General features: G+C 50.4%; 26 protein-coding genes. 20 read left to right on the forward strand and 6 right to left on the reverse strand.

Translation table 11 applies throughout. The features are described 5' to 3' along the window. Nucleotides 1–184: 184 nt before the first annotated feature. Nucleotides 185–379: a hypothetical protein gene (locus CWO84_RS05825; protein ID WP_101052028.1), complete on the reverse strand. Its 195-nt coding sequence runs from the start codon at nt 377–379 to the stop codon at nt 185–187. 53 nt (nt 380–432) lie between these two features. Between CWO84_RS05825 and CWO84_RS05830 the strand changes: the two genes are divergently transcribed. From CWO84_RS05830 to lhgO, 10 genes are all read left to right on the forward strand, one after another. Continuing rightward, nucleotides 433–894: a hypothetical protein gene (locus CWO84_RS05830; RefSeq protein WP_101052029.1), complete on the forward strand. Its 462-nt coding sequence runs from the start codon at nt 433–435 to the stop codon at nt 892–894. Between the two features lie 52 nt (nt 895–946). Further along, nucleotides 947–1060: a DUF5989 family protein gene (locus CWO84_RS24840; protein ID WP_230410266.1), complete on the forward strand. Its 114-nt coding sequence runs from the start codon at nt 947–949 to the stop codon at nt 1058–1060. 17 nt (nt 1061–1077) lie between these two features. Then, nucleotides 1078–2910: a carbamoyltransferase gene (locus CWO84_RS05835; protein ID WP_033156153.1), complete on the forward strand. Its 1833-nt coding sequence runs from the start codon at nt 1078–1080 to the stop codon at nt 2908–2910. A 213-nt stretch (nt 2911–3123) separates the two neighbouring features. Next, nucleotides 3124–4116 (forward strand): GDSL-type esterase/lipase family protein, encoded by a 993-nt coding sequence (locus tag CWO84_RS05840; RefSeq protein WP_101052030.1) that lies wholly within the window; start codon nt 3124–3126, stop codon nt 4114–4116. A 12-nt stretch (nt 4117–4128) separates the two neighbouring features. Then, nucleotides 4129–5526, forward strand: coding sequence for an MBOAT family O-acyltransferase (locus CWO84_RS05845; protein ID WP_101052031.1), 1398 nt, complete (start codon nt 4129–4131; stop codon nt 5524–5526). A 173-nt stretch (nt 5527–5699) separates the two neighbouring features. Further along, nucleotides 5700–6824, forward strand: a complete 1125-nt coding sequence (locus CWO84_RS05850) for a hypothetical protein (RefSeq protein ID WP_101052032.1) — start codon at nt 5700–5702, stop codon at nt 6822–6824. Between the two features lie 6 nt (nt 6825–6830). Next, entirely contained in the window at nt 6831–9194 is a 2364-nt protein-coding gene (locus CWO84_RS05855) for a hypothetical protein (RefSeq protein WP_101052033.1), read from the forward strand. A gap of 450 nt (nt 9195–9644) precedes the next feature. After that, nucleotides 9645–10526 (forward strand): hypothetical protein, encoded by an 882-nt coding sequence (locus tag CWO84_RS05860; protein ID WP_101052034.1) that lies wholly within the window; start codon nt 9645–9647, stop codon nt 10524–10526. A 15-nt stretch (nt 10527–10541) separates the two neighbouring features. After that, nucleotides 10542–11123 carry an HAD family hydrolase gene (locus tag CWO84_RS05865; protein ID WP_101052035.1) on the forward strand — a complete coding sequence of 194 codons (582 nt, stop codon included), beginning with the start codon at nt 10542–10544 and terminating at the stop codon, nt 11121–11123. Then, the gene (gene lhgO / locus CWO84_RS05870; RefSeq protein WP_101052036.1) at nt 11107–12303 is read left to right on the forward strand and encodes an L-2-hydroxyglutarate oxidase; all 1197 of its coding nucleotides are present in this window, start codon (nt 11107–11109) and stop codon (nt 12301–12303) included. Before CWO84_RS05865 ends, lhgO begins: the two co-directional genes overlap by 17 nt. Before the next feature lie 61 nt (nt 12304–12364). Here the strand turns inward: lhgO and CWO84_RS05875 are convergent, their stop codons facing one another. Then, nucleotides 12365–12928 (reverse strand): methylated-DNA--[protein]-cysteine S-methyltransferase, encoded by a 564-nt coding sequence (locus CWO84_RS05875; RefSeq protein ID WP_101052037.1) that lies wholly within the window; start codon nt 12926–12928, stop codon nt 12365–12367. A 78-nt stretch (nt 12929–13006) separates the two neighbouring features. Between CWO84_RS05875 and CWO84_RS05880 the strand changes: the two genes are divergently transcribed. The 4 genes from CWO84_RS05880 to CWO84_RS05895 all read left to right on the forward strand — a co-directional run bounded on the left by CWO84_RS05880 (nt 13007) and on the right by CWO84_RS05895 (nt 16301). Beyond that, entirely contained in the window at nt 13007–13729 is a 723-nt protein-coding gene (locus tag CWO84_RS05880) for a DUF445 domain-containing protein (RefSeq protein WP_205800349.1), read from the forward strand. Nucleotides 13730–13740: 11 nt separating this feature from the next. Next, nucleotides 13741–14514 carry an alpha/beta fold hydrolase gene (locus tag CWO84_RS05885; RefSeq protein ID WP_101052038.1) on the forward strand — a complete coding sequence of 258 codons (774 nt, stop codon included), beginning with the start codon at nt 13741–13743 and terminating at the stop codon, nt 14512–14514. A gap of 112 nt (nt 14515–14626) precedes the next feature. Continuing rightward, a complete protein-coding gene (locus CWO84_RS05890; RefSeq protein ID WP_101052039.1) occupies nt 14627–15001 on the forward strand; it encodes a hypothetical protein in 375 nt (124 codons plus the stop codon). Between the two features lie 70 nt (nt 15002–15071). Further along, nucleotides 15072–16301 (forward strand): pyrophosphate--fructose-6-phosphate 1-phosphotransferase, encoded by a 1230-nt coding sequence (locus tag CWO84_RS05895; protein WP_101052103.1) that lies wholly within the window; start codon nt 15072–15074, stop codon nt 16299–16301. A gap of 80 nt (nt 16302–16381) precedes the next feature. On the opposite strand, the gene CWO84_RS05900 is transcribed toward CWO84_RS05895, so the two are convergent. Then, on the reverse strand, nt 16382–16849 hold the full coding sequence (locus CWO84_RS05900; RefSeq protein WP_101052040.1) for a nuclear transport factor 2 family protein: 468 nt from the start codon (nt 16847–16849) through the stop codon (nt 16382–16384). 96 nt (nt 16850–16945) lie between these two features. On the opposite strand from CWO84_RS05900, the gene CWO84_RS05905 reads away from it, so the two are divergent. Next, nucleotides 16946–17569 (forward strand): TetR/AcrR family transcriptional regulator, encoded by a 624-nt coding sequence (locus CWO84_RS05905; protein ID WP_101052041.1) that lies wholly within the window; start codon nt 16946–16948, stop codon nt 17567–17569. On the opposite strand, the gene CWO84_RS24845 is transcribed toward CWO84_RS05905, so the two are convergent. Both CWO84_RS24845 and CWO84_RS24850 read right to left on the reverse strand, forming a co-directional pair. Then, a complete protein-coding gene (locus CWO84_RS24845; RefSeq protein ID WP_240617974.1) occupies nt 17537–18736 on the reverse strand; it encodes an HAD-IC family P-type ATPase in 1200 nt (399 codons plus the stop codon). The two genes, CWO84_RS05905 and CWO84_RS24845, sit on opposite strands and share 33 nt — an antisense overlap. Continuing rightward, the gene (locus CWO84_RS24850) at nt 18693–20231 is read right to left on the reverse strand and encodes an HAD-IC family P-type ATPase (protein WP_240617975.1); all 1539 of its coding nucleotides are present in this window, start codon (nt 20229–20231) and stop codon (nt 18693–18695) included. The genes CWO84_RS24845 and CWO84_RS24850 overlap by 44 nt, the downstream gene beginning before the upstream one ends. A 189-nt stretch (nt 20232–20420) precedes the next feature. Here CWO84_RS24850 and CWO84_RS05915 point away from each other — a divergent pair, with 189 nt between their 5' ends. Beyond that, nucleotides 20421–20627, forward strand: a complete 207-nt coding sequence (locus CWO84_RS05915; RefSeq protein ID WP_033156006.1) for a hypothetical protein — start codon at nt 20421–20423, stop codon at nt 20625–20627. Nucleotides 20628–20689: 62 nt separating this feature from the next. Here the strand turns inward: CWO84_RS05915 and moeB are convergent, their stop codons facing one another. Next, nucleotides 20690–21436 carry a molybdopterin-synthase adenylyltransferase MoeB gene (gene moeB, locus CWO84_RS05920; RefSeq protein WP_033156007.1) on the reverse strand — a complete coding sequence of 249 codons (747 nt, stop codon included), beginning with the start codon at nt 21434–21436 and terminating at the stop codon, nt 20690–20692. 205 nt (nt 21437–21641) lie between these two features. On the opposite strand from moeB, the gene groES reads away from it, so the two are divergent. The 4 genes from groES (at nt 21642) to zwf (ending at nt 26168) form a co-directional block, all read left to right on the forward strand. Next, complete coding sequence (gene groES / locus CWO84_RS05925) at nt 21642–21929, forward strand: co-chaperone GroES (protein ID WP_020484651.1); 288 nt, start codon at nt 21642–21644, stop codon at nt 21927–21929. A 56-nt stretch (nt 21930–21985) separates the two neighbouring features. Beyond that, on the forward strand, nt 21986–23626 hold the full coding sequence (gene groL, locus CWO84_RS05930; protein WP_033156008.1) for a chaperonin GroEL: 1641 nt from the start codon (nt 21986–21988) through the stop codon (nt 23624–23626). 177 nt (nt 23627–23803) lie between these two features. After that, complete coding sequence (locus CWO84_RS05935; RefSeq protein ID WP_101052042.1) at nt 23804–24550, forward strand: response regulator; 747 nt, start codon at nt 23804–23806, stop codon at nt 24548–24550. 127 nt (nt 24551–24677) lie between these two features. Beyond that, nucleotides 24678–26168 carry a glucose-6-phosphate dehydrogenase gene (zwf, locus tag CWO84_RS05940; RefSeq protein ID WP_101052104.1) on the forward strand — a complete coding sequence of 497 codons (1491 nt, stop codon included), beginning with the start codon at nt 24678–24680 and terminating at the stop codon, nt 26166–26168. Nucleotides 26169–26241: the final 73 nt, after the last annotated feature.

The following is a 26241-nucleotide window of genomic DNA, read 5'->3' on the forward strand; positions in this document are numbered from 1 at the left end:
AAGGAGCTTCTGATTAATTCAGTTTTTCAAGAAAAATCAATGTGCAAGCCATTAGATTTAATTGGCGCAGAAATTCATGTTAACGAATTAATCAGAGGTTCCCTAATGCAACAGGCTAACGAGTAAAATTCATCCGGTTTTGCATTGGCTGCTCTTTAGTTCATCCATGATTTGAGTGTCGTATTCAATTTTCTTGTTTCTGGCGTACTTTTTTATATTGCCTATCAGGGAAATCAAATAATAAACAGGAAAAAGTTTGACGATCATCGCTTCGGTTGTCGTCATGCCGCGGGATTGGGGTGTTGATCAGTATCGATTCGTGGCATTTGGGTGAGGCGTTGAGCAATGTGATAGCGTTGTTCGCCAGTTTATCGGCCATTTTTACCAATGTTTAAACGCCGTATCGGCCAGTGCCGCTAGTAGTTAAAATCTATGAGAAAATCCACTTATAAACGATCAGGCTACGTGCTTGAAAACTCGCGCCAAGAAGAGAATGCAGAAAAACCAACTGAACGCGGATTTGGAATAACTTTTTCTATCGTATTTTTAATGATAGCCTTTGTAAGGCTATATCGAGTCCGTGACTTTTATGATTATTGGTGGCTGACGGGGCTATCCCTTGCCGCCATTTTTCTGTTCCTGGCTTATTTTTGGATGGCGCCACTACGTCCTCTTAATAATCTTTGGTACCGTCTGGGTCTCATTTTATCTTATTTAATTAATCCCGTCATAATGGGAGCCGTTTTCTTATTGACTATTCTGCCTGTTGGGCTATTAATGCGCCTCCTCAAAAGAGATTTACTCAAGCTGAGATTTGATCGCAAAGCGCCAACATATTGGCAAAATCGACCGCTTATTGTGGTTAAACAACAAAATATGAACAATCAATTCTAATGTGGAATTAGTAATGCTGAATATCTTACGAGAACTTTGGGTCTTCCTCTCCATGCGAAAGAAATATTGGCTATTACCGATCATATTCGTACTAGCCTTGGTCGGCGGTCTGGTCGTTTTAAGCCAAGGCTCCGCGATCGCGCCATTTATCTACGCCATATTTTGAAGTTTGCCGAAGAAAGCGTGAATATATTAGGTATCTCGGCGTTTTATCACGATAGCGCGGCCTGTGTGATTGTAGACGGTCAGATAATCGCCGCGGCGCAAGAAGAGCGGTTTACCCGCAAAAAACATGATGCAGCTTTTCCTAAAAATGCAATTGAATATTGCCTGAACGCGGCCGGTAAAAATCTGGATCAAATTGAGTATGTTGTATTTTACGACAAGCCTTTTTTAAAATTCGAACGACTTCTTGAAACCTATATTGCTTTTGCTCCACGTGGTTTTCAATCATTTTTAACGGCAATGCCGATTTGGCTCAAAGAAAAGCTGTTTCAAAAGCTATTACTGCGGGATGAGTTGAAAAACCTGGGTGCGGATTCGAATATAGAAAGTCGTTTGCTATTCGCCGAACATCACCAAAGCCACGCCGCCTCCGCTTTTTTTGCCTCACCATACGAGGAAGCCGTTGTATTAACTATGGATGGCGTCGGCGAATGGACAACGACTTCAGTAGCAATCGGATGCGGCAACCGTTTAGAGGCAGTGAAGGAAATTCATTTCCCTCATTCGATTGGCCTTTTATATTCGGCATTTACCTATTATCTTGGCTTTAAAGTCAACTCTGGCGAATACAAGGTAATGGGACTGGCGCCCTACGGCGAAACAAAATATGTCGACGTTATCCTGAGTAAACTCCTTGATCTAAAAGCCGACGGGAGTTTTCGGCTGGATATGCAATATTTTGATTATTGCACTGGCCTCAAGATGACCAACAAAAAGTTCGACGCGCTTTTTGGCGATCCGCCGCGAAAGCCCGAGCAGCCTTTGACCCAGAAGCACATGGATATTGCCGCATCTATTCAATGGGTTACGGAAGAAATAGTGCTTCGCTTGACGCGAGCCCTATTCAATGAAACCGGCCGTAAAAATCTTTGCCTTGCCGGCGGCGTCGCACTTAATTGTGTGGCTAACGGCAGAATCTTGCGCGATGGTAAATTCGAAAACATTTGGATTCAACCGGCCGCGGGTGACGCCGGAGGTGCGGTTGGCGCCGCGTTGGCTGCTTATTACACGCATTGCGACAAACCGCGCCGGACAAATGGAAAAGATGCAATGTCCGGCACTTATCTGGGGCCGAGTTACAATAATGGGGAGATTGAACAACAGCTCTCCAGCGCCGGCGCGCGCTTCGAAAGGCTAAGCGACGCCGATTTGATTACGGCCACCGTAGATGCTTTGGTAGCGGGAAAAGCCGTTGGATGGTTTCAGGGGCGCATGGAATTTGGCCCTCGAGCGCTGGGGGCTCGCTCCATCCTTGGCGATCCGCGTAATCCGGCGATGCAGAAAACATTAAACCTAAAAGTAAAGTATCGCGAAAGCTTTCGTCCTTTTGCGCCGGCAATATTGCGTGAGGATATGGCTGAGTGGTTTGAACTCGATTGCGACAGCCCATATATGCTTTTCGTCGCCAATGTAGCCAAAGACAAGCGAACGGAAGTAACGGAACAGGAATCGGCGCTGTTCGGGATCGATAAACTAAATATACCGCGCTCCGAAATACCCGCAGTGACCCATGTAGACTATTCCGCAAGAATCCAATCCGTAGATCGCGAAACCAATCCGAGGTTTCATGAACTCCTCTCCGCATTCAAAGCCCGCACTGGATGCCCTGTACTCATTAACACCAGCTTCAACATTCGAGGGGAACCCATCGTTTGCAGCCCGAAGGATGCGTTTCGTTGTTTCATGGGCTCCGAGATCGAATTACTGGTCATTGAGAACTACATTCTCTACAAAGAAAAACAGGATAACCGTCTGAAAACAAATTACAGCACCACTCTTGAGCCGGATTAACCACGGCTTGATTATTAGAAAACCAACGCATTACTTGAATAGCAACTGATTTTTGAATTAAAAACTGCCAATGAAAACAAGTCTCTCCTCCTTGTCTTGTTTGAGAAATAGATTTTCCCAATACACACCAGTTGGCCAGCCGCCAAAAATAACGACGGCACTCCAAAGTCAAGTGATTGGAATTTCATAGATCAAACTTTCGCTAAGGTTGCCATGCCACAAACTAATAAAAAATTCCTATCGATAATTTTGCTCTGCCTGTCGTCGGCAATTGCTCTCGGTCTCGCAGAAGGCCTCCTGCGCATAAAAAACAGTTCAATGACCAACTACGATATCGAGATGTGGCGCTACGGCAAGGAACTAAAAACCCGCCGCCCTGAGCCTATGCTTGACTTCGATCATGTCAGGTCAAAATCGGCGATATTGCAGAATGTCGAAATTCGCCTCAACGAGCATGGGTTGCGCGGTGCCCCGCTTTCTGCTTTGCCGCCAGGCGGACGAAGAATTCTCTTTCTCGGTGCCTCCATCACATTTGGCTGGGGAGTTTCTGAACAGGACACCCTTGAAGCCAGACTTGAGACGGCGTTAAGCGCTATCGACAAACAGCCCGTACAGGTGCTTAACGCCGGCGTCGGCAACTACAACACAGAGCGCTACGTTTCCCGTTTTTTTGATGAGCTTACCGGCCTGCATCCGACCGATATCGTCGTGCATTATTGTCTGCGCGACGCTGAAGACCTGCCTGCTGGCGGAGATAATTTGTTGTTACGTCACAGTCAACTGGCGGTGATCTTATGGGGCGTCTATCACCGGTTCTTCGATAAGAACGGAGAACAATCAATGGTACAGTACTATCGCGACGTCTATCAGCCAGAGGCGCCCGGCATGCTCAAAATGAAAGAAAAGCTCAGGCAACTTTCGGAGTATGCCAAAGCGAATAATATTCGGATATATCTGGCCATGACGCCCATCACATACAACTTAGTTGACTACAAATTCGGGTTTGTCCATAACATCATGAAGCAAGTATCGGCTGAGTATGGATACACTTATTGCGACCAGCTGCCCACAATGAAAGGTGTGCCTCCGAAAGACATCTGGGCGATGCCTACCGATCCGCACCCTAACGCACTCGGCCACCGATTAATGGCCGAGGCGATCCTGCCCATGCTTTCCCAATCAGGTAACGCCTCTGTCAATAATTAAACAGGACAAGGAATGCTATTTAGTTCGCCGATATTTTTTGTATTTTTTTCCGTTTACTTCCTGCTCCACTTTATCATCCCCAAGCAATTTAGAATTTACCTGATCATTCTTGGCAGTACGATTTTTTATGGATGGTGGCGAATCGAATACATATGGCTGCCTTACTTTTTGACGGCAATCGCCTACCTCGGCGTCATTTGGATGAATGGCGCGGTCAATCCAGTCGCACGCAAACGCCGGGCGGTTGCGTGCGTCATCGGTTTATTTTTGCCGCTGGTTTTCTACAAGTACACGGATTTTTTCTTTAGGGAGCTGATCGGACCGTTCGTTGGTATGCAAGACAATTTGCTCAATCTGCCGCTGCCGCTTGGTTTGTCTTTCGTCACGTTTACCCTCACGGCCTATGTCATCGATATCTACAAAGGCAAGTTTCCGGCAACGTCATCCGCATCGGCAGTGCTCGCCTATGTCTTATTCTTTCCGCATCTAATCGCCGGGCCGATTCTGCGCCCTGCTGAATTGCTGCCGCAACTCGAACGGCAGCGCATGGCGACACTACGCCGGTTCGCCGTGCCGCTGGCGATTTTTTCGCTTGGCTTGGTCAAAAAGCTGGTGTTTGCCGATCAGGTCGGTTTTGCGGTTAATGATGTTTATAACCAAAATGGAACGCTTGGGGCTCTGGACGCGCTGCTGGCGATTTACGGATTCTCGGTTCAATTATATTGCGACTTCAGCGGATATACCGACATGGCGATTGGACTTGCGCTCGCCATCGGGATCCGTCTACCTAATAACTTCCGTCGGCCTTACGCCGCGCGTTCACTCAGCGACTTATGGGGCCGGTGGCATATTACGCTGTCATTTTGGTTTCGTGACTATCTTTTCCAGCCGCTCGGCGGCTACCGGCGCGGACGGTTCAAGGCCGTCCGTAATATATTGATCACCATGCTATTAAGCGGTTTATGGCATGGTGCGAATTGGACCTTTTTGATCTGGGGCTTGCTGCACGGCATCGGTATATCGGTTAATTATTTGTTGCGGCCCGCCTTACGCAGATTGCCATCCGGCAAAATGCCCGATTGGATTGGGGTGTTGCTGACATTTCATTTTTTCGCTTTTGCAGCGGTCTTCTTTCGTAGCCCGACTATTGCAAAAGCGCTAGACATCTGGGCGGCCCCCTTTATCGGTGGTTGGGGCGGGATTGATTCGTTCGCCAATAATAATGTTTTTCCGTTGTTGTTGATCTTAGTGTTCTTCGCGCTACACCGGTTTGACGACATCAGGCGGATCAAAATTGCGGTTCATTACGCTCAGCCTGAATTTATATGGATTGCGCTGGCTTTCTGTTGGCTTGTGGCGATCACAATAAGTCAAGGAAATACAGCGGCTTTTATCTATTTCGATTTCTGACGAATTGCACGAAACAAGGCTTACCCATAAGCCGCCTACGACCCAAAACCGGGTGTTAAGCACAGAGACTGGAAACTCCGAATCAACCGATAAGTTTGAGGATGCTGCTTATAGGCATGATTGGAGTCAAGCCCTTTAAAGAACAATAACAAACCTTACAAGAGGACGTGTTGATGGCGGTGAAATTCGACAGAATATCCAATTTGATCATTGTCCTTGTGACTCTTATAGTTACGAGTTATTTAATAGAAATATGTAGTCAGCTCATCATAAAAAAACTACCGGCATATGATTCCCGGTGGGTTTTCAGGGCAAAAAAACCACCGGCATATTCTGATTCGCCTTACTTTAGCGCGGAATTCATGCATGAATCCTCTAACGGAGAAAAAGGAAAATTTGATGATAAAGTCCGTAGATTAGTAAATTTTGAAGGTAAGTATATCAATGTGATTGACGGGCACCGCCGGACGGCGTTTGTCCCGGAAGACGCGAAAAATACTGTATACATTTATGGTGCGTCCACAATATATTCGCAGGAAGTACCGGACGAATACACTATCCCGAGCATAGTGCAGCGCAAGATCAACGAAATTACGACTCAATATAAAGTCGTGAATTACGGTGTCTCATCCATGAACTCCGAGCAGCAACTTTTTTTCTTACACGAAACGACGCTAAAAGAAGGTGATATTGTAATATTTTTCGATGGTGGCTGCGATATTATATATAAAGTATACAACGATTATGAATATGGTCTCAATATAAACACTCTACGGAATTCAGAAAAACCGGGTGTCCTTGAATCACGAATATTGCCGGTTTTAGAGAAATTAAAATTAATATACTTTGCCGAACTTCTCAAATATATCAAACAGCAGTCGCCCCCTCTACATACGCGCAATGCCGAAGAGGTAAACGCAAGGGCGATTAAGGCGAGCGAGAATTTTGCCAATAATATTCGCTTAGCGCATCAATACAGCAAAGCCTCGGGCGCTGATTTTTATCATTTTCTTCAACCGTCCATCTTTTCTCTTAAATCTCGCACTAAACACGAGCAATTTCTTATTGATAACTTCTTGTTGACCCCTCCAGGAATGGAGTTTGTGTATACGCACAGCATTGACAAGTTTGCTAACCAGAGTGACGCATTGAATGCCGACGGAATTATATCGGTAGATTTGAGAAGTGTTCTTGATAATAAACAAGGCGAGGTGTTTCTGGATTTCGCCCATACGACCGAACGCGCAAATGAAATTATTGCTACAGCTATTTTTTCAATGGTCAGGTGGAAACGGTAGTAAGGCATGACTGAAACTGCTCCTAAACATTTTACAGGCAACTACTTTCCTTCTGACCTAGTCATCATTCTGAGTCTGCATGCCTGTCTATTCTGGACTCTTGCAGCAGCCAATCTGCCATTGGCCCACGACACGATGATTAACTTCCAGATGTTTGGTACGGTCTATCGCGAATTTTTACTCTCGGATGAGTTTCCACTTTGGTTACCATTTACCAGTCAGGGTGTCACGGCGGATTTTGCCTATGCATTCACGTTCACGCCGGCTTTTTATGCTGCCGTTTTTTTGGGAAAACTCTTTTCCGTCACTGACACGCTATTACTGTTTCGGTTCGGACTTTATCTCGAAGAAACTTTGCTGATCTATGGCCTCTACCAGCTGTCCTCACTTTTCCATAGGCACCGCATCAGCCCTATCATCATTGGCATCACTGGTGTGCTGTCAGTTTCTTGGGGGACGCAGATTCATTGGAACTTCCACCTGATTTATCTGTATCCATTGTTGTTGTATCACACTGCCCGGTATCTACGTGGTGAAGGCTTGGAACATTTAGCGTTCGCGCTGATTGTGATGACTCTAGGCGGGCTTTTTTATACGCAGATATTCATTGCGGCCACGCTGGGCGCATTCGTCTGTATCTGGCTGCTTCTATTCCGGCCTCAAATGCCGTCACTTCTACGCTTCGCGATTCCGAATCCAGGAGGGCAGGTAATCGTCTGCGTAGCGCTGTTCATCGCTTTTATGAACGTTCAATTTGCCCGGCATGTAATCGACGGCATGCAAAGCTTCACTTCCCTGCGGCAGGCCAACGGGTCTGTCGGGCTGGATATCTTCTTGACTTATGGGGGATATGTATCACCCGTGAAATTTATGGAGTTCATCTATGCGGCACCGGTTCGTTTTGCTTTTGTTGCCTACTGCGGTCTCTTCACCATACTGTTCGTGACGTTTGCCCTGATACACGCAAGGACAAAGGCCTTTGGGGTGTTCGTGCTTTTAGTGGGGTTGGTGCTGCTATTTTCTCTGGGAGCTTCTGGGGGGGTGGCGGAAATTGCCTATAGGTTTTTCCCCACGATGGATAAATTTCGCCACATCGGATTTGTCACGCCGGTCGCGAAGATTCTGCTTATCGTTGCTTCGGGATTTGGTATTGATCATTATCTGGAAAATAGGTCCGCACGTGGCCGTAACACATTGTTCCTTACCTCGCTCACTATTGCATTGGGTGCGGTTTTTGTCATGGTCGATGCTGAGCATGGATGGCAGTATGCCTACGCGAGCGATTCCAGCCTGGATATACCTTTCGTCTTTCATTATTGGCAGTGGGCTATCGTTGTATTATTTGTCCTGGTAGCATTTGGGCTTGGGACTAAGCTCGTTACGCGCGACATACTGGGTCCCGGTCTTCTGGTTTGCGTTTTGCTGGAAATGATGAGTTATAAGTTCATGCTGGAGTGGCGAGCCCCGGCCATGACGCCAAATTGGTTCAGGCATTGGCAGTCTCTCCGTCACGCCTACGATGTGCGTCCCTTGCTTTATAGCTCGATGCGCCGAAGAGAAATCGAGCAGGACATCATTCACCAGTTATCTCCGATGGAGGTATGGGGGGCTCGCAACAGCTTGGGATACGGAAGCTTGTCGCTCGATCTGTGTTTTCCGGTTCACCGTGTGGATATGATAAGTACGCCATTTGATTCGCTTATTCGGACACGTCTTGCCGTAACGGACGGGCAGTCTCCGCAGGAATATTTCACACTTGGAAGCGTCGTTAACGATACTGCGCTAATGGCTGCAATTGGCTGTGAAACGCCAAAACTCTATTTAGCTCGTACGCCGGTTCTCACAGATAACGACGCCCAGGTGAGACATATCATCAATACTGCGGCGACTCTGTACGAAACGCCGGTCGTCCAGACTAGTCATCCAGGTTGGTCCGACGCGATGCCAACTTCATCATCGGCCATTTCTACGGACGTAATTACAATTCGCCGTTTCAGTGCCAACCAACTGATAGCCAATATTGAGATACCTGCTGGTTCAAACAGATTCCTGATTTATTTGGACAGCCTGCATCCAGGCTGGCACGCCCAGATCGATGGTCATCCCGCGCCAATTCTTCCGGCCAATATTGCCTTTAAGGCCTTAGAATTGACTCCCGGGTACCATGAGGTGACATTCCGCTTTACCGGAGGCTCCCGATGGACCGCTGCGACGATTTGGATCAATTATCTTTTAACGATTGTTCTACTCTTGACGATTGTAGGCGTCTACGGAAGGTATATGTTGTCAAGGATATCCTCGCTTTTCTTGCGGCCTGATTCAGTCCGTAGCCACAATCCCGAGGGTGCCTCGAAAAAGCCTTCGCAATAAGAGTATCGAAACTGTCGAAACCGATTGCAATCCAACAGGTTGCGTTCCATCAACGGCTTCGCAAAGGCAGGTAGAGTTTTTACAATCTCTCGGTTTTTGATTTGTCCATATTTGACGTTGGGGATCGATCTGGTTGTTTTTATTGAGTATTGGCTATAAAAAGTGCGATCTGTCTTCAAGTCTGGTCGTGTACAGGATCCAGTTACAATTCGAAATTCCAACTCGTGTTGTCTAACTAAGGCTGTTATGATTCAGTTTATGTTGCCGAAGGGCAAATTTTTTTGGTGCCAATATTGTTGCGTGCTAAAACTACCTTAGTTTATGGAAAAACGGAATATCAAATCTCTAATTCGAGAGCGAGGAATATCTGATCGTCAACTTTAAATTTTGTTTAATGGCTTATTCAAGATCGGCTGGATTTCTTGTAAGTTTAGATGGTATCGAGGCGTTATGAAAAATGCGCTGATTTCCCTCCTATTACCTAGCCGCGGCCGCTTGCAACGCGCCAACGATTTTTTAAAAAGCGTTCTCGAGAATAGCGAGTATCCGGAATATGTGGAAGTTATTGTTTACCTGGACGAGGATGATTTTGCTAGCCACTCGATGGAATGCCCAGGATTGACCATTAAACGTATTATAGGACCTCGGGCAACCATGGGCGCATACAATACCGCCTGTTATGAAATGGCGCGTGGAGATATTATCGTTCTTGCCAACGACGATATGATTATTCGCACTCGTGGTTGGGACAGCATAATACGCCAATTACATGACAGTATTCCGGATCGTATCTATCTGGCCTATGGAAACGATTTATTTAAGAAAGGAAATCTTTGCACATTCCCAATCCTTTCCCGAAAAACTTGCGAGATTTTAAGAGAGCCTTTTCCAATGATTTATAAAGGTGCCTTCATCGATTATCACCTTATGGACATTTTTAAGCGTTTGGAGAAACTGGGCCTTAAACGTATTCGCTATTTACCTGAGCTTATATTCGAGCATATGCATTATCGGGCAGGAAAGGCGCCCATGGATGATACCTACCGGCAGCGAGGAAGGTTTGCAGATGATGGCGATTTCTTGTCGCTAATCACCATGCGGGCAAATGGTGCCAGGGCATTATCTGAAGTGAGTCAGAAGGAAACGGTGCCGGCCGCTTTGGATGATTGTGTTCCGAGTTCAGTGCCTCATGGAATGCTGGGTGTCGCAAGCTATATCACACGTTTTATTTTTTTGGATAAAGGTTTGCCGTTGCGCTGGCGCTTATCGTTATGGATATGGTTTTTGGGCAGGCAACTGGCCGCTCACGGTTTGCTGAAACCGTTTGTTTGACGTGTTAGCCGTTCTATGACGAAAACTTACGCAAAACCTGCATTGTTCCTGGATCGCGACGGCGTTATCAACGTCGAAAAGAATTACGTCCACCGTATCGAAGATTTTGAATTTGTTGACGGCATTTTCGACCTATGCCGTCTGGCAACCCGCTTGGGCTTGGTGTTGGTGGTGGTGACCAATCAGGCCGGCATCGGACGGGGCTTTTATACGGAAGCGCAATTTCACGCGCTTACGGCCTGGATGAGTGAGCGCTTCGCGGCGGAAGGTGCGCCGTTGGCAGCGGTGTATTTTTGTCCGTTTCATCCCGAGCACGGTGTTGGCGACTACAAACGTGAGTCTTTCGAACGCAAACCCAATCCGGGGATGATGTTGCGGGCTCGCGACGAACTTGGTTTGGATCTGTCCCGTTCCCTGCTTTTGGGCGACAAACATTCCGATATCGTTGCCGCAAAAGCGGCGGGAGTTGGCGTGACGCTGTTGCTGGGAGAGGATGCCAACGACGCCCGACCGACTGTGGCGATATATTCGCTTGCCGAGGCTTGCTCAGTTCTCGATCAGCATTATTTGAAGGGGCAACATGACGACGTTTTCTGATTTTTGCATTATCGGCGGGGGTATCGTCGGTTTCGCAACTGCACTGACGCTGCAGGAACGCCATCCAGACGCTCGCATTGTGTTGTTGGAAAAAGAGGAGATGCCCGGTCGACATCAGACCGGTCACAACAGCGGCGTCATACATGCAGGTATTTATTATGAGCCGGGGAGCCTGAAGGCGCGTCTGTGTAGGGAGGGGTTGGTGGCGACCAAGGATTTTTGCCGCGCGCATGGGATTCCCTACGACGAATGCGGCAAGCTGATCGTGGCGACTGACAGCGTGGAGCACGAACGGATCAATACACTGTACGACCGCGCGATTGCTAACGGATTGCAATTGGAACGCCTCGACGGAGCTGAGCTTGCCCGCAGTGAGCCAAATATTCGTGGGATTGCTGCCTTGTATAGCCGGGAAACGGCTATTGTCGATTACGGCTTGGTATGCCGTAAAATGGCCGAACAAGTGTCGCAAGGCGGTGCGGTGGTGCGTTACGGTTTGCAGGTGGATCGCATTGAGGAGAGTACCCACTACGTTGAGGTCGGGGGCGGCGGAGAGCTCTTTCGCGCAGGCCAATTGATCGTCTGCGGCGGTTTGCAAGCCGACCGGTTGGCTCGCTTGGCAGGCCTGGATGTTGATTTTCGTATCGTGCCCTTTCGCGGCGAATATTTTCAATTGCCTCAAGCCAAAAACGCGGTCGTCAACCACCTCATTTATCCGGCGCCCGACCCGGCGCTGCCGTTCCTGGGTATTCACTTGACCCGTATGATAGACGGGAGCGTGACTGTGGGGCCAAACGCGGTGATTGGTTTCGCCCGCGAAGGCTATCCCAAGTTATCGTTTTCCCGGCGAGATTGCGCAGATTTTTTAGGATTTCCTGGGTTCTGGAAATTGATTTATCGCTACCGCCACCACGCGCGGCAAGAGTTGGTGACGTCGTTGAGCAAACGGGCTTACCTTCGGAAATGCCGCAAATATTGCCCGTCGTTAAGCGTTGAAGATTTATTGCCGTTCCGGGCGGGTATCCGTGCTCAGGTTGTTACCAATGAAGGCCAGGCCGTCCACGATTTTCTGTTTAAGCAGACCGAGCGCATGCTGCACGTCTGCAATGCACCTTCGCCGGCTGCGACTTCAGCACTTCCCATCGGCAGAATGATTGCGGAACGTTGCCAAGCCATTTAGCGGGCCTTGAATAAATGGGTTTTCATCGGCGCGGGCTGCCAATTTGCGGATTATGGTTTTATCATCCGATTTCGATTAGTTGCTTTTTGTAAAGCAACTCCCGGCGTAATAACGCAGCTTTGCGTTCCAAACCCCAGCGATAACCCGATAATTTTCCGTCAATCCTTAATACCCGGTGGCATGGTATGGCTATGGCCAAAGGATTGGCGGCGCAAGCGCTTGCCACCGCACGCGCCGAATTCGGCGAACCTATGCGCCGGGCAATCTCGCTGTAACTAGCGGTGGCACCAACAGGGATTTCCCGTAATGCCTGCCAAACGCGCTGTTGGAACGGCGTTCCGCCTGTATCCAATGTCAGCGCCAGTCCTTGCTCCGGTATGTCGATAAATTGTCGCAATGCGGCGAAAATGCGTTCGAATTCGGGGGAGCCGTCTGTAAACTCCGCTTCAGGATATTTATCCTGGAAGGCTTTTGTTAAATTGTCCGGAGCATCGCCCAAGGCGATTGCGCAAACGCCGGTTGGTTTAACCGCCACTAGCAGCCAGCCCAACGGACACATCCCGGTTGCAAATAGAATTTGGTTGCCGGGTTCACCGTTATGGTTCGGAGAAATAGTATTGTTCATATTTAGTCCCATATTTATGCTGGCCTACGGCAACAGTGTTTGGCAAAATTTGCTGTTCGCATGTTACTTAACAAAATAATGAAAAAATTACTGAATCAAAGCTTTTTAACTAACTTTATCTCCCTGCTGATTATCGCTGCCGGCTATGTCAGCTCGTTTTATCCGGAAACGCTGAAAGCAATTGGTTTTTTTGCATTTTCCGGGGCAATTACCAATTGGTTGGCTATTCATATGCTGTTCGAAAAGGTGCCGTTTTTGTATGGCTCGGGGATTATCCCGGCGCGTTTCGAAGAGTTTAAAGCATCGATCAAGGCCTTGATGATGCAGCAATTTTTCACGGTGGAAAATATCGAACAGTTCATCGAACGAGAGGAGCAGCAGGGCGGTAAGGTGTTGAATTTGCAGCCCTTGTTAAACGCTGTCGATTACGACAAGGTTTACGAAGGCTTGGTATCGTCCATTATGGCTTCTTCGTTTGGTGGCATGTTGTTGATGATGGGCGGCGAAGAGGCGCTATTGCCGCTAAAACAACCCTTCACCGAGAAAATGCAGCACACCCTCTCGGAAATGGTGGAGTCCGAACGGTTTAAACACGCTTTACAGCAAGGATTGAATGCGCACAAGATTGGCGAGGATTTGACCGGCAAAATCGAAATGGTGATCGACAGGCGTTTGAGCGAATTAACGCCGCAATTGGTCAAGGAAATGGTGCAATCCATCATCAAGCAACATTTGGGTTGGCTGGTGGTGTGGGGCGGCGTATTCGGTGGGATATTGGGCGCAATCTTCGGTTTTGCTTGAGCGCAGTGACGATGACGACCATCGAACTGGCTTACGATAGTTTCGGCGAACCCGGCGACACGCCATTACTGATTGTGCATGGTTTTCTGGCCGCCTCGCGTAACTGGCGTTCGGTGGCCAAACGCCTAGCGGAGCAGCGGCATGTTTATGTGTTGGATATGCGCAACCACGGCAGTTCGCCGCATGCCGAGGTGTTGGATTACCCCAGCATGGCCGCCGACTTGTTGGCTTTTATGGATAGCCACGGTATTCACAGCGCGCATCTGCTCGGGCACAGCATGGGTGGCAAGGCGGTGATGTGGTTTGCCTTGCATCATCCGCAGCGGGTGGCTGGTTTAATCGTTGCGGACATCGCGCCGGTCAGTTATCAGCATAGCTTCGACGATCTTGTAGACGCTCTGAGCCGTTTGCCAGTCAATAGCATCGGCAACCGAAAGCAGGCCGAAGAGGCGCTAGCCGAAGCGGTTCCGGATCTGGCCTACCGACAGTTTTTGCTGCAAAATCTGCTACTGAAAGACGGCAATTACTACTGGCGGATCAATCTGGATATTATTCAAAAAAATGCCCATCACATAGTCGGCTTTCCGGAAGTCGGCGAACGCCGGTTCGTCCGGTCGGTGTTATTCATCGGTGGCGGTAATTCCAAATATCTGGATGAAGAAGCGATTTATGCAGTGTTTCCGCAAGCAAAGATCGCGAAAATTCCAGATACCGGCCATTGGTTATACGTTGAGGCGCCGGATGCGTTTTGTCGCTTGGTGGAGGATTGGTTGCTGGCCGCTTAGCGCTTAAGTGCTTGATCTAGGCTGGTTTAGAACCTTGGTACACTGGCGATAAATCGCAAGGACGATAAGCTTACTACCGCAATTTAGCTAGTTCAGTGCGGAGCGGTAACAGATGACAGATAATTCATATCAACACATTCAAGGTATCAAACGAGGCAAACTTGCGGTGCCGCTTGAGGATTTGTTGCTCACACAGGCTGAACACGGGCTCAGCGATTATTTGTCGCTTTCGCTAAGCGATTGCGGTGAATTAACCAAAGTTAGTATCACTACGACCGATGTCGAGCCGCTAACCTACTCCGCTTTTATTCGGGCCTCCGCGCCACTGGATTTTGCTGCGGTAGTGTTTGTGGCGCAGCCGGTTAAGCTGGGTGAGCTGAGCGATCATCGAACGTTGCCTGATAAAAGAAAAGCTTGTGTTAGAATCGCGCGGCTTGCACCGTTTTGGCGAGTGTTGCGGCAAAAAGGATCGCAACGCCGGCGCTGAGACGCGGCGATAGCTGATGGTTGGTACGCCGAGCCATCACTTTTTTCTTAACTTTTTATTCGAAACGCTCATGAACAAACCCAAAAAAGTTGCAATCCTCACGGCCGGCGGTTTGGCGCCTTGCCTGAACTCCGCTATCGGCAGCCTGATTGAACGCTACACAGAAATTGATCCCAGCATCGAAATTATTTGCTACCGCGGCGGCTACAAAGGCCTGCTGCTGGGTGACTCCTATGTCGTGACCGATGAAGTCCGCAAAAAAGCCGGCTTACTGCAACGTTTCGGCGGTTCAGTGATCGGCAACAGTCGCGTCAAGCTAACCAATATTAAAGACTGCGTGAAACGCGGCTTGGTCAAAGAAGGCGAAGATCCGCAAAAAGTCGCTGCCGACCAGTTAATTAAAGACGGCGTCGATATTCTGCACACTATCGGCGGTGACGATACCAATACTGCGGCGGCCGATTTGGCGGCATTTCTGGCGAAAAACAACTACGGTCTGACCGTGATCGGTTTGCCAAAAACCGTTGATAACGACGTATTCCCGATCAAACAATCCCTGGGTGCCTGGACTGCCGCCGAACAAGGCGCACGTTACTTCATGAACGTGGTGGCCGAGAACAATTCCAATCCACGCATGCTGATCGTCCACGAAGTGATGGGCCGTAACTGTGGCTGGCTGACCGCCGCGACCGCGCAGGAATATCGCAAATTGCTGGATCGCGCCGAGTGGCTGCCTGAGCTGGGCTTGTCTCGTGAATCGTATGAAGTGCATGCGGTATTCGTTCCGGAAATGGCTATCGATCTGGAAGCCGAAGCGGCGCGTTTACGCGCGGTGATGGACAAAGTCGATTGCGTGAATATCTTCGTGTCCGAAGGCGCCGGTGTGGAAGCTATCGTGGCCGAACTGCAAGCTAAAGGCCAAGAAGTGCCGCGTGATGCGTTCGGCCACATCAAGCTGGATGCAGTCAATCCGGGCAAATGGTTTGGCGAGCAATTCGCGCAAATGATCGGTGCGGAAAAAACCCTGGTGCAGAAATCCGGTTATTTCGCCCGCGCCGCAGCAGCCAATGTTGATGATATGCGTCTGATCAAATCTTGCGCTGACCTGGCCGTGGAATGCGCGTTCCGCCGCGAATCCGGCGTGATGGGGCACGACGAAGATAACGGCAACATATTGCGCGCTATCGAGTTTCCACGCATCAAAGGCGGCAAGCCGTTCAATATCGATACCGACTGGTTCACCGAAACGCTGGCGGCCATCGGCCAGAAAAAAGGTGGCAAAGTCGAAGTTAGCCACTAAGCGTTAACGAGCGAAGGCTAGACCGACAGGGGCGGATTTATCCGCCCCTTTTGCTTTATGGGCGTCTGAATTTACTGGTTTTACAGTCCCAATTCGCTCAGTCCCGGATGCTCGTCGGGTCGCCGGCCCAGCGGCCAATGGAATAAACGATCATCGGCCTTAATCAGCAAATCGTTGATGCTGGCAAAGCGACGCTGCATTAATCCGTATTCGTTAAACTCCCAATTTTCGTTGCCGTAGCTGCGAAACCAGTTGCCGGCATCGTCATGCCACTCGTAAGCGAAGCGCACCGCGATACGGTTGTCGGCAAAAGCCCATAATTCTTTGATTAGTCGATAATCCAATTCCTTGGCCCATTTGCGCTGTAAAAACTCACGAATTTGCCCGCGACCTACCGGAAACTCGGCGCGATTGCGCCAGCGGCTGTCTTCGGTATACACCTGCACGACGCGATCCGGATCGCGGCTATTCCAGGCATCTTCTGCCATGCGGACTTTTTGCGTGGCAGTGTCGGCGGTAAAGGGCGGTAAAGGCGGTTTGCTGTCCATCGTTAAGCTCCTGACTAGGGTGAGAAAGTAAGTAGACAGGTTTGTCTACTTGTGGCGATGGTAGCAATTGTAGACAGACTTGTCTACAATCGAAACATGATCTCTGATTCCACCACCATTCTGTCGGACCGCCCGCCTCGCGAGCGGATATTACTGGCCGCGCATGATTTGTTTTATCGCGACGGCATCCGCGCCACCGGCATCGACAAAGTAATTGCCGAGTCCGGCGTGACGAAGGTGACGTTTTACCGGTATTTCCCCAGCAAGAATGATTTGATTCGGGCGTTTTTGGCTTACCGGCACGACCTGTGGATGGCCTGGTTTAACGATGCCTTACAGCGTCACGGCGGGCAAGCGGGTGCGGGATTGATGCCGCTGGTGGCGACTATGGCAGAATGGTTTCGCAAGCCTATTTATCGCGGCTGCGCGTTTATCAATACCGTCGCCGAATTGGGCGGCGTGTTGCCCGATGTGCTGGAAATTTGCTACCAGCATAAACAAGATATGGTGCGGGTAATTGCCGAACTGTTGCCGGATGGCCCAAACCGGCAGCAGCTGGCGAATGCGGCTGCGGTGGCGATAGACGGCGCGATTGTTAAAGCGCAGCTGGAAGCGCCAGAGGTCGCGGAAAAGCAGTCCCTGAAAAGCTTGGAGACGCTATTAGTTGCACTGAATGCCTTCGCGCAATCAACGCCGGCGGTTAAAGCGCCGGACGACTAGTTTTTCCAGGCCTATCGCTACGTAAATAACTGAGCTAACCCCCAAAATCAACAGCCACTCCTCCCGACCGATTGCCTCGCTGCCGAATAAGGCCTGCATCGTTGGCCAATAGGTAAACAGCAGTTGCAGCAAAATCATGCTGACGACACCAAAAATCAGCCATAAATTGGAAAAAACGCCGACTCGGAACATCGAGTAATTTAGCGAGCGACAGTTGAATAGGTAAAACAATTCGCCAAACACAAACACATTGACGGCGACTGTGCGGGCCTTAGCTAGGGTTGCGTTTTGCGATAGTTCCCATTCAAACAAGCCGAACGCGCCGGCCAGCAACAACAGGCCGACCAGACAGATACGAAACATTAGGCGTTTGGTCAGGATAGCTTGCTTGGGATTGCGTGGCTTATGGAGCATCAGACCCGGTTCCTTGGGTTCGAAAGCCAACATTAAACCCAGCAGTACTGCGGTGGTCATATTGATCCAGAGAATTTGCAGGGGGGTAATCGGCAACGCCACATTGGCGAACACCGCGGCGGTAATCACCAGGCCCTCACCGAGATTGGTCGGTAAGGTCCAGGCGATGAATTTGACCAGATTGTCGAACACGCCGCGGCCTTCTTCGACGGCGGCTTCGATGGTGGCGAAATGATCGTCAGTCAGCACCATGGCCGCCGCTTCTTTGGCGACTTCGGTGCCGCCCATGCCCATCGCCACGCCGATGTTGGCTTGCCGTAGTGCCGGGGCATCGTTGACGCCGTCGCCGGTCATGGCTACCACGTGACCGTTGGCCTGCAAGGCTTGCACCAATTGCAACTTTTGCTCCGGCGCGATGCGGGCAAAGACATCGCAGTCTTTGACGTGTTTGCGATAGTCAGCTTCGCTGTAGTGTTGCAAGTCGGCGCCGCTGATCACACGTTCGGTATGGCGCATGTTGAGCTGCTTAGCGATGGCCAGCGCGGTGACGGGATGGTCGCCAGTGATCATCTTCACCGAGATGCCGGCCTTATAACAGGCGGCAATGGCTCGGGCAGCTTCGGGGCGGGGTGGATCGATCATGGCTTGCAAGCCCAAAAAGGTCAGGCCGCCACCCACTTCGCGATGTTCAACCGCATCGTCATCATGCTCAGCGCGCGCAAAAGCCAGGACTCTCAAGCCTTGTGCGGCCAAAGGCTTCGGCTTGTTGGTTAAGCCCGTTTTTATCCAGCGGAACCAATCGCATATCGGCGGAAAAGGCCTTGTCGCAGCGCTGTAACAGGCTTTCCAGCGAGCCTTTTAAATAAATATGCCGGGCGTCTTCGGCCAGGTTGTGATGCAGAGTGGCCATGAATTGGTACGCGGATTCGAACGGAATGGCGTCCAGGCGCGGATGGTCGCCGCTGACGCTGGCTTGATGCAGACCGGCTTTGTGGGCGGCTACCAGCAAGGCGGCCTCGGTAGGGTCGCCTTCGATACGCCAGTTGTCGGTGTCGGCGATTAATCGGGCGTCGTTGCACAGCAGGCCGGCTTTTAAACATTCCAATAGTGCTGGTTTAAGGGACGGGTCGACCGCTTGGTTATGGTTTGTAAATTCACCGTCCGGCGTGTAGCCGCTGCCGCTGACCTCGAATATTTCACTGCCTGCCTGCACGAATTGCACGGTCATTTGGTTTTGCGTCAAGGTGCCGGTCTTGTCGGAGCAAATCACCGTGGTGCTGCCCAGGGTTTCCACCGCCGGCAGTTTGCGGATGATGGCGTTGCGTTTGGCCATACGCGAGACGCCGATAGCCAGCGTAATCGTCAGCGCCGCGGGCAGACCTTCCGGGATGGCGCCGACAGCCAGTGCCACCGAGGCCATGAACATGTCCAACATGGTTTCACCGCGCCAGACGCCGACCGCAAAGGTAATGGCCGCACAGCCGATGATGACCCAGAGCAACAATTGACTGAATTGGCTCATTTTTAGCGTTAGCGGCGTTTCCAGCGGTTCGGCGCTGCCGATCAGCTTGTTGATGCGGCCAATCTCGGTGTTATCGCCGGTACTGACCACCACGGCCAGTGCACTGCCGTAACTGACCAGCGTCGAGGAATACGCCATATTGGCGCGATCAGCCAATAAGGTGGCCGAGGGTAGAGTCTGTGCCTGCTTTTCCACCGGTACCGATTCACCGGTTAGCGCGGATTCGTCGATTTTCAACTCGCGGCTTTGCAAGAGGCGCAGATCGGCAGGCACCTTGTCGCCGGATTGCAGGAATACCAAATCGCCGGGAACTAACTCGGCAGCAGCAATACTTCGGCGCTGGCCGTCACGCAGGACGTTGCTGCTGATATTCAAGGTCTGAGCCAGGGCGTTAATCGCTTTCAGGGCGTTGGCTTCCTGAACGAAGCCGATCACCGCATTGATAATGACCACACCAAAAATTACGCTACTGTCGGTCCATTCCTCCAGGAAAGCGGTGGTGGCCGCGGAAAACAGCAGGATGTAGATCAGGGGCTGATGAAATTGCGCCAATAGCAAAAGCAAAGGGCCTTTGCCGCGGCGAGCGGTCAGGCGGTTGGCGCCGCTAGTCGCTAGACGTTTTTGCGCTTCCTCGCTGCTCAGGCCTTGACCCAGCTCTACGCCGAAATGCGTTAATACGGTTTCCGGCGTTTGGCTGTGCCAGTTGGCTTTAAGGTAATGGTCCATATGCTCAGATTGATAGTTGAAAATGGCGTTGGCGTAGTTGCCCCAAGGCTAAATTAGCCTGAGGTTAAAACCATAAGTTGACAAAGAATACTTTGTGCTTGTTCCCTAAAAGGGATGGGGTTATAGTCCATTCCCGAGGTCTATGGCCTCATTCTAAATTAAAATAAAAACAAATAGTTGGAGGTATATATGGGCGGAGTTATCGAATTAGTGGTGTTGATGTTGATTATTGCCATCTTCGCTTTCGCACCGTTGGGGTATTTCATTTACATGTACACCATGAAGAATGGCGAACCGTTCGGCGACATCGAGCCGCACGGCGATAGCGATTCGGCGCTATTGAGAAATGTCAGCAAAGCCATTCTGATGGTTAAAGGCAAACTGGGAAAAAATTAATAAAGCCTTATTTGCCAGCAATAGAAAGCCGGGTTTAGCTCGGCTTTTTTATGTGGATTGGCTTATTTCGCGCCGCAGCTTGGGCAGTGTGGGTTTTTCTTCAAGCGCATGCTGTGCCATTCCATACTCAGGCCGTCCAGCAACAGCAAGCGGCCTGTTAATGTGCTGCCGGTGTTGACTATCAGCTTTATCGTTTCCAAGGCCTGTATGCTGCCGACGATGCCGGTGATCGGCGCAATCACGCCGTTGCGGGCGCAATTTTGCAATTCCTCGCCATCGCTTTGATAAAGACAGTTATAGCACGGGCTATCGTTTAACCCTGGGGTAAATACGCTGACTTGACCCTCAAAGCGGATCGCCGCGCCGGATACCAATGGGGTTTGTTGGTTCACGCAAGCCTTATTGATGGCAAAGCGGGTGGTGAAATTATCGCTACAGTCCAGCACTACGTCGGCGTCAGCCACTTCTGCAAGTAGCTGTTCGCCGGCTAATCGCTGTTTGCGAGCCAATACTTTTACGCCCGGATTAATTTTTTCCAAAGTCTGTTGGGTTGAAATAACTTTATCCAACCCTATATCGCTGGTGTAGTGAGCAATCTGGCGTTGCAAATTGGTCAAATCGACTTGGTCGTCGTCGTAGACGGTGATCTGGCCGACACCGGCCGCAGCCAGGTACATTGAGGCAGGCGAGCCCAAACCGCCGGCACCGACGATTAATACTTTGGCATCGAGCAATTTTTGCTGACCGGCAATATCGATTTGCGGCAGCATGATTTGCCGGCTGTAACGGAGTAATTGTTCGTCGTTCATAGTGTGTATGGCTTGGGTAAGGCGCAGATGATGCCAAAGAGCTTGACAGAGTGCAAAAGCCGGATATTATTAGCACTCGTTGCTAGAGAGTGCTAATAAAACTGAGGCCGCTTAAAAGCTCGCTTCCTCCGTAAGGGGTAGCTGTTTTTTAAATTGCTTTACACAGTTTTTAACCTTTAACTTTATCTACATTAAGGAGACATTGATGAAAATTCGTCCGTTACATGACCGTATCGTCGTAAAACGTGTTGAGGAAGAAACCAAAACCGCAGGCGGCATCGTGTTGCCGGGTTCAGCTGCTGAAAAACCTAGCGAAGGCGAAGTGTTGGCAGTAGGTTCAGGTAAACCGTTAGACAACGGCCAAGTACGTGCCCTGGAAGTTAAAGTTGGCGACCGCGTGTTGTTCGGCAAATATTCCGGCACCGAAGTTAAAGTCGATGGCGAGCAATACATCGTCATGCGCGAAGAAGACATCATGGGTGTTTTGGGTTAATCCCAACTCGTTCGACACACTCTTTTTCAATTTAACCAATATCTCAGGAATAAGAAATGGCAGCAAAAGACGTAAAATTTGGTGGCGACGCGCGTGCACTGATGGTGGCAGGCGTTAACGTTCTGGCAAATGCAGTAAAAGTGACTTTGGGTCCTAAAGGCCGCAACGCTGTATTGGATAAAAGCTTCGGCGCACCAACCATCACCAAAGACGGTGTATCGGTAGCCAAAGAAATCGAATTGAAAGACAAATTCGAAAACATGGGCGCGCAAATGGTCAAAGAAGTGGCTTCAAAAACTTCTGACGTAGCCGGCGACGGTACTACCACTGCGACCGTTCTGGCGCAAGCCATCGTTAACGAAGGTTTGAAATCAGTCGCAGCGGGCATGAACCCAATGGACCTGAAACGCGGCATTGATTTGGCAGTCACCACAGCGGTTGCGGCCATCGAAAAAGCGGCTACGCCTTGCAGCGACAGCAAAGCGATCGCGCAAGTAGGTACCATCTCGGCTAACTCCGACGAATCAGTCGGTGCGATCATTGCTGAAGCGATGGAAAAAGTCGGTAAAGAAGGCGTCATCACCGTTGAAGAAGGCACCGGCCTGAACAACGAACTGGACGTTGTAGAAGGTATGCAATTCGACCGCGGCTATTTGTCTCCATACTTCATCAACAAACAAGAAAGCATGAGCGTCGAATTGGACGACCCGTTCGTCCTGTTGTATGACAAAAAAATCTCCAACATTCGCGAAATGTTGCCGATTCTGGAAGGCGTGGCTAAATCCGGCCGCTCTTTGTTGATCATCGCGGAAGACGTTGAAGGCGAAGCCTTGGCAACGCTGGTTGTCAACAACATGCGCGGTATCGTTAAAGTGGCTGCCGTTAAAGCGCCTGGTTTTGGTGACCGTCGTAAAGCCATGCTGGAAGACATCGCGGTGTTGACCGGCGGTGTAGTCATTTCCGAAGAAGTGGGTCTGTCTTTGGAAAAAGCCGACATCAGCCAATTGGGTACTGCAAAACGTGTCCAAATCAATAAAGAAAACACCACCATCATCGACGGTGCCGGCAACGAAGATCAAATCAAAGGCCGCGTCGCGCAAATTCGCGCTCAAGCTGATGATGCGACTTCCGATTACGACCGTGAAAAACTGCAAGAACGTCTGGCCAAACTGGCTGGCGGTGTCGCGGTGATCAAAGTCGGTGCCGCCACCGAAGTGGAAATGAAAGAGAAGAAAGCCCGCGTTGAAGACGCGCTGCATTCAACTCGCGCCGCGGTTGAAGAGGGTGTAGTGGCCGGTGGTGGTACCGCGCTGATCCGTGCACTGTCTGCTCTGGACGGCCTGAAAGGCATCAACCACGACCAAGATGTAGGTATCAGCATCCTGCGCCGTGCTATGGAAGAGCCTTTGCGTCAAATCGTCAGCAACGCCGGTGATGAAGCGTCTGTGGTTCTGAATGAAGTTAAAAAAGGCACCGGTAACTTCGGTTACAACGCTGCTACCGGCGAATACGGCGACATGATCGCGATGGGTATTTTGGACCCTGCGAAAGTCACCCGTTCTGCCTTGCAAAACGCGGCTTCGGTCGCGGGCTTGATGATCACTACCGAAGTAATGATCGCCGATGCCCCATCCGACAGCAAAGCTCCTGCAATGCCTGATATGGGCGGCATGGGCGGTATGGGCGGTATGATGTAATCGCCGTTCGGCCTCGGCCTGAAAACCCCGGTTGCCGCAAGGTGCCGGGGTTTTTTATTGTCTGGCGTTTTGGGTGTGGAACGGTTTAAGATGGTTTGCGACGCCATAGATTGATTTTTGCCGCGAAACATTCGATAACGTCATCAGCAAATTAGTCACAGCTCGAAGCTATTGATCATGACCAACGATTTTTCGATTCTGATTGCCGACGATAATGAAATCAATCTATGGTTGTTACGCGAACAGTTGGAATACTGGACGACCAATATCACCTCGGCAAAAGACGGGCGGGAGGCCTGGCAATTGTTGCAAGAACGCCGCTACGACTTCATCTTTCTGGATGTGAACATGCCGTTTTTGAGTGGTTTCGATGTCGCCGCCAATTTGCGTGGTACCGAAAACTACAATCGGCTTACGCCGGCAGTCGCCGTCACGGCTCACGCGCAAAATCAGCAGCAGGAACGGGCAATCGCCGCCGGGTTCAACGAATGTTTGGTCAAGCCGGTTCGCCTTTACCAGTTGGAGCAATTGCTGGTGCGTTGGCGGCAACATGAGCCGGTGAACGCCGAGTATTATGCCGGGCAACTTTTGCGCAAAGCCCAGCATAACCGGCAGTTGAGCCAAGTCTTGATGGGCAAATTATTTGAGCAGTTGCCGGGATTAATACTCGACATCGAGCGGGCCTTGGACAATGGATTGCTGCAACAGACGTGGGATTTGAACCATAAACTGCATGGCACCTTTTGTTTTTACGATTTTGCCGATTGCCTGGCGGTCGTCGAGAACTTGCAAAAAGCGTTGGTACAAGCCGACGCAGAGTTGGCGCAACAGCGCTTTAATACAATGAAAATTAAGCTGATTAGGCTGTTGGATAACCAGGATCAAGTTCTGAAATGTCTCGGTGATGAAGACGCCATATTATGACCAAGGTGACACTGGTGTGGCTCTAATTTGGCCGCTTTTATCGGCTGCGGCGCTTTGGCGTTCGACGCGCCCGCGCAAATGATGCAAACTGCACCCTACATTGCAAAGTAAAGACAAGGTGGCTTTTATGAATACAGACCCCTGCACTTACGTCATTTTCGGTGCTACCGGCAATTTGGCGCGCTTGAAGCTGATGCCCGGCTTCTATCATCTGGAATTGGAAAAAAAACTCCCGGAAGGCACACGCATCCTGGCGGTGGGCCGCCGTCCCTGGGATAGAGCAACCTGGCTGGCCGAAGTGAAGGCCTTGCTACTTGAGCAGGCCAATACGCCGCTGGACGAGGCCGTATTCAATCGGTTTAGCGAACGGCTGGATTATCATCGCGGCGATCTTGATCAGCCGGAATGCTATAAAACCCTGGCGGAAACGCTAAACGCTCAGCCGCGATTTTCCCGCAATATGGCCTTCTATCTGGCCATCGGTCCCAGTGATTTCGGCAATGTCATCGAGTCCTTGAGCCAAGTGGAGCTGCTGAACGAAGAATACGGCTGGCGACGAGTCGTGATCGAAAAGCCGTTTGGATACGATCTGGAAAGTGCGCAGGCCTTGCAAAAACGTCTGAGCCGCTATTTAAGCGAAGACCAGATTTACCGCATCGACCATTATCTGGGCAAGGGCATGGTGCAGAACGTCTTGGTGTTTCGCTTCGCCAACGTCATGTTGGAACCCTTGTGGAATCGCAATTACATCGATCATGTGCAGATCACCCACTCCGAAGAGCTGGGCATTGGCAGCCGCGGCGAGTATTACGACAGCGCCGGGGCCATGCGCGACATGTTGCAAAGTCACCTGTTACAGCTGTTAACCTTGGTGGCGATGGAGCCGCCGGTATCGATGGACGCCGAATCGCTGCGCGACGAAAAAGTCAAAGTGCTGAAGTCCATTCGGCCGATCCCGAAATCGGCTGTGCATGCGCATGCCTTTCGCGGCCAATATGCCCGAGGCAATATCGACGGTCATAAGGTGGTTGGCTACCTGGAGGAAGCTAACATTCCCGCCGACAGCAGTACTGAAACTTATGCGGCGATGAAATTGTTGATCGACAACTGGCGCTGGCGCGGCGTGCCATTTTATTTGCGCACCGGCAAGCGTATGGCCAAGGGCCAATCCTCGATTTCGATCTGCTTTCGCCACCCGCCGTTTCAGTTTTTCCGGGATACCCATGTGCAGTGCATGACGCCGAACTGGATATTGCTGGGGATTCAGCCCGAAGAATGCATCCGCATCGAAATGACCGTTAAAGAGCCGGGCTTGGAAATGCGTACCCGCACCACCAGCCTGGATGCCAGTTTCCGCAATCCCGACGAACGCCGCGTGGATGCCTACGAAGATTTGTTATTGGATGTGATGAAGGGTGACCGTTCGTTGTTTTTGCGGTTTGACGAAGTGGAATACGCTTGGCGCATCGTTGACCCGATTCTGCAAAATTGGGTCACCGAGCGGGACTACATCGCCACCTATCCGGCTGGTTCCTGGGGGCCGGAAGAAAGCCGCCGCTTGTTCGAGAAGGAAGACCAGTACTGGCGCAGTTCCTTGATGCCGGAGTGTCAGTCATAACTGCGACTCCCTCGGTTTCTGTTAACAATGTGTCATGATGCGGTAGCGCCAAACTTATTCCGTTTTCGGATTA

Origin of the sequence: Methylomonas sp. Kb3 (genome assembly GCF_002834115.1) — a bacterium.
GTDB lineage: Bacteria > Pseudomonadota > Gammaproteobacteria > Methylococcales > Methylomonadaceae > Methylomonas > Methylomonas defluvii.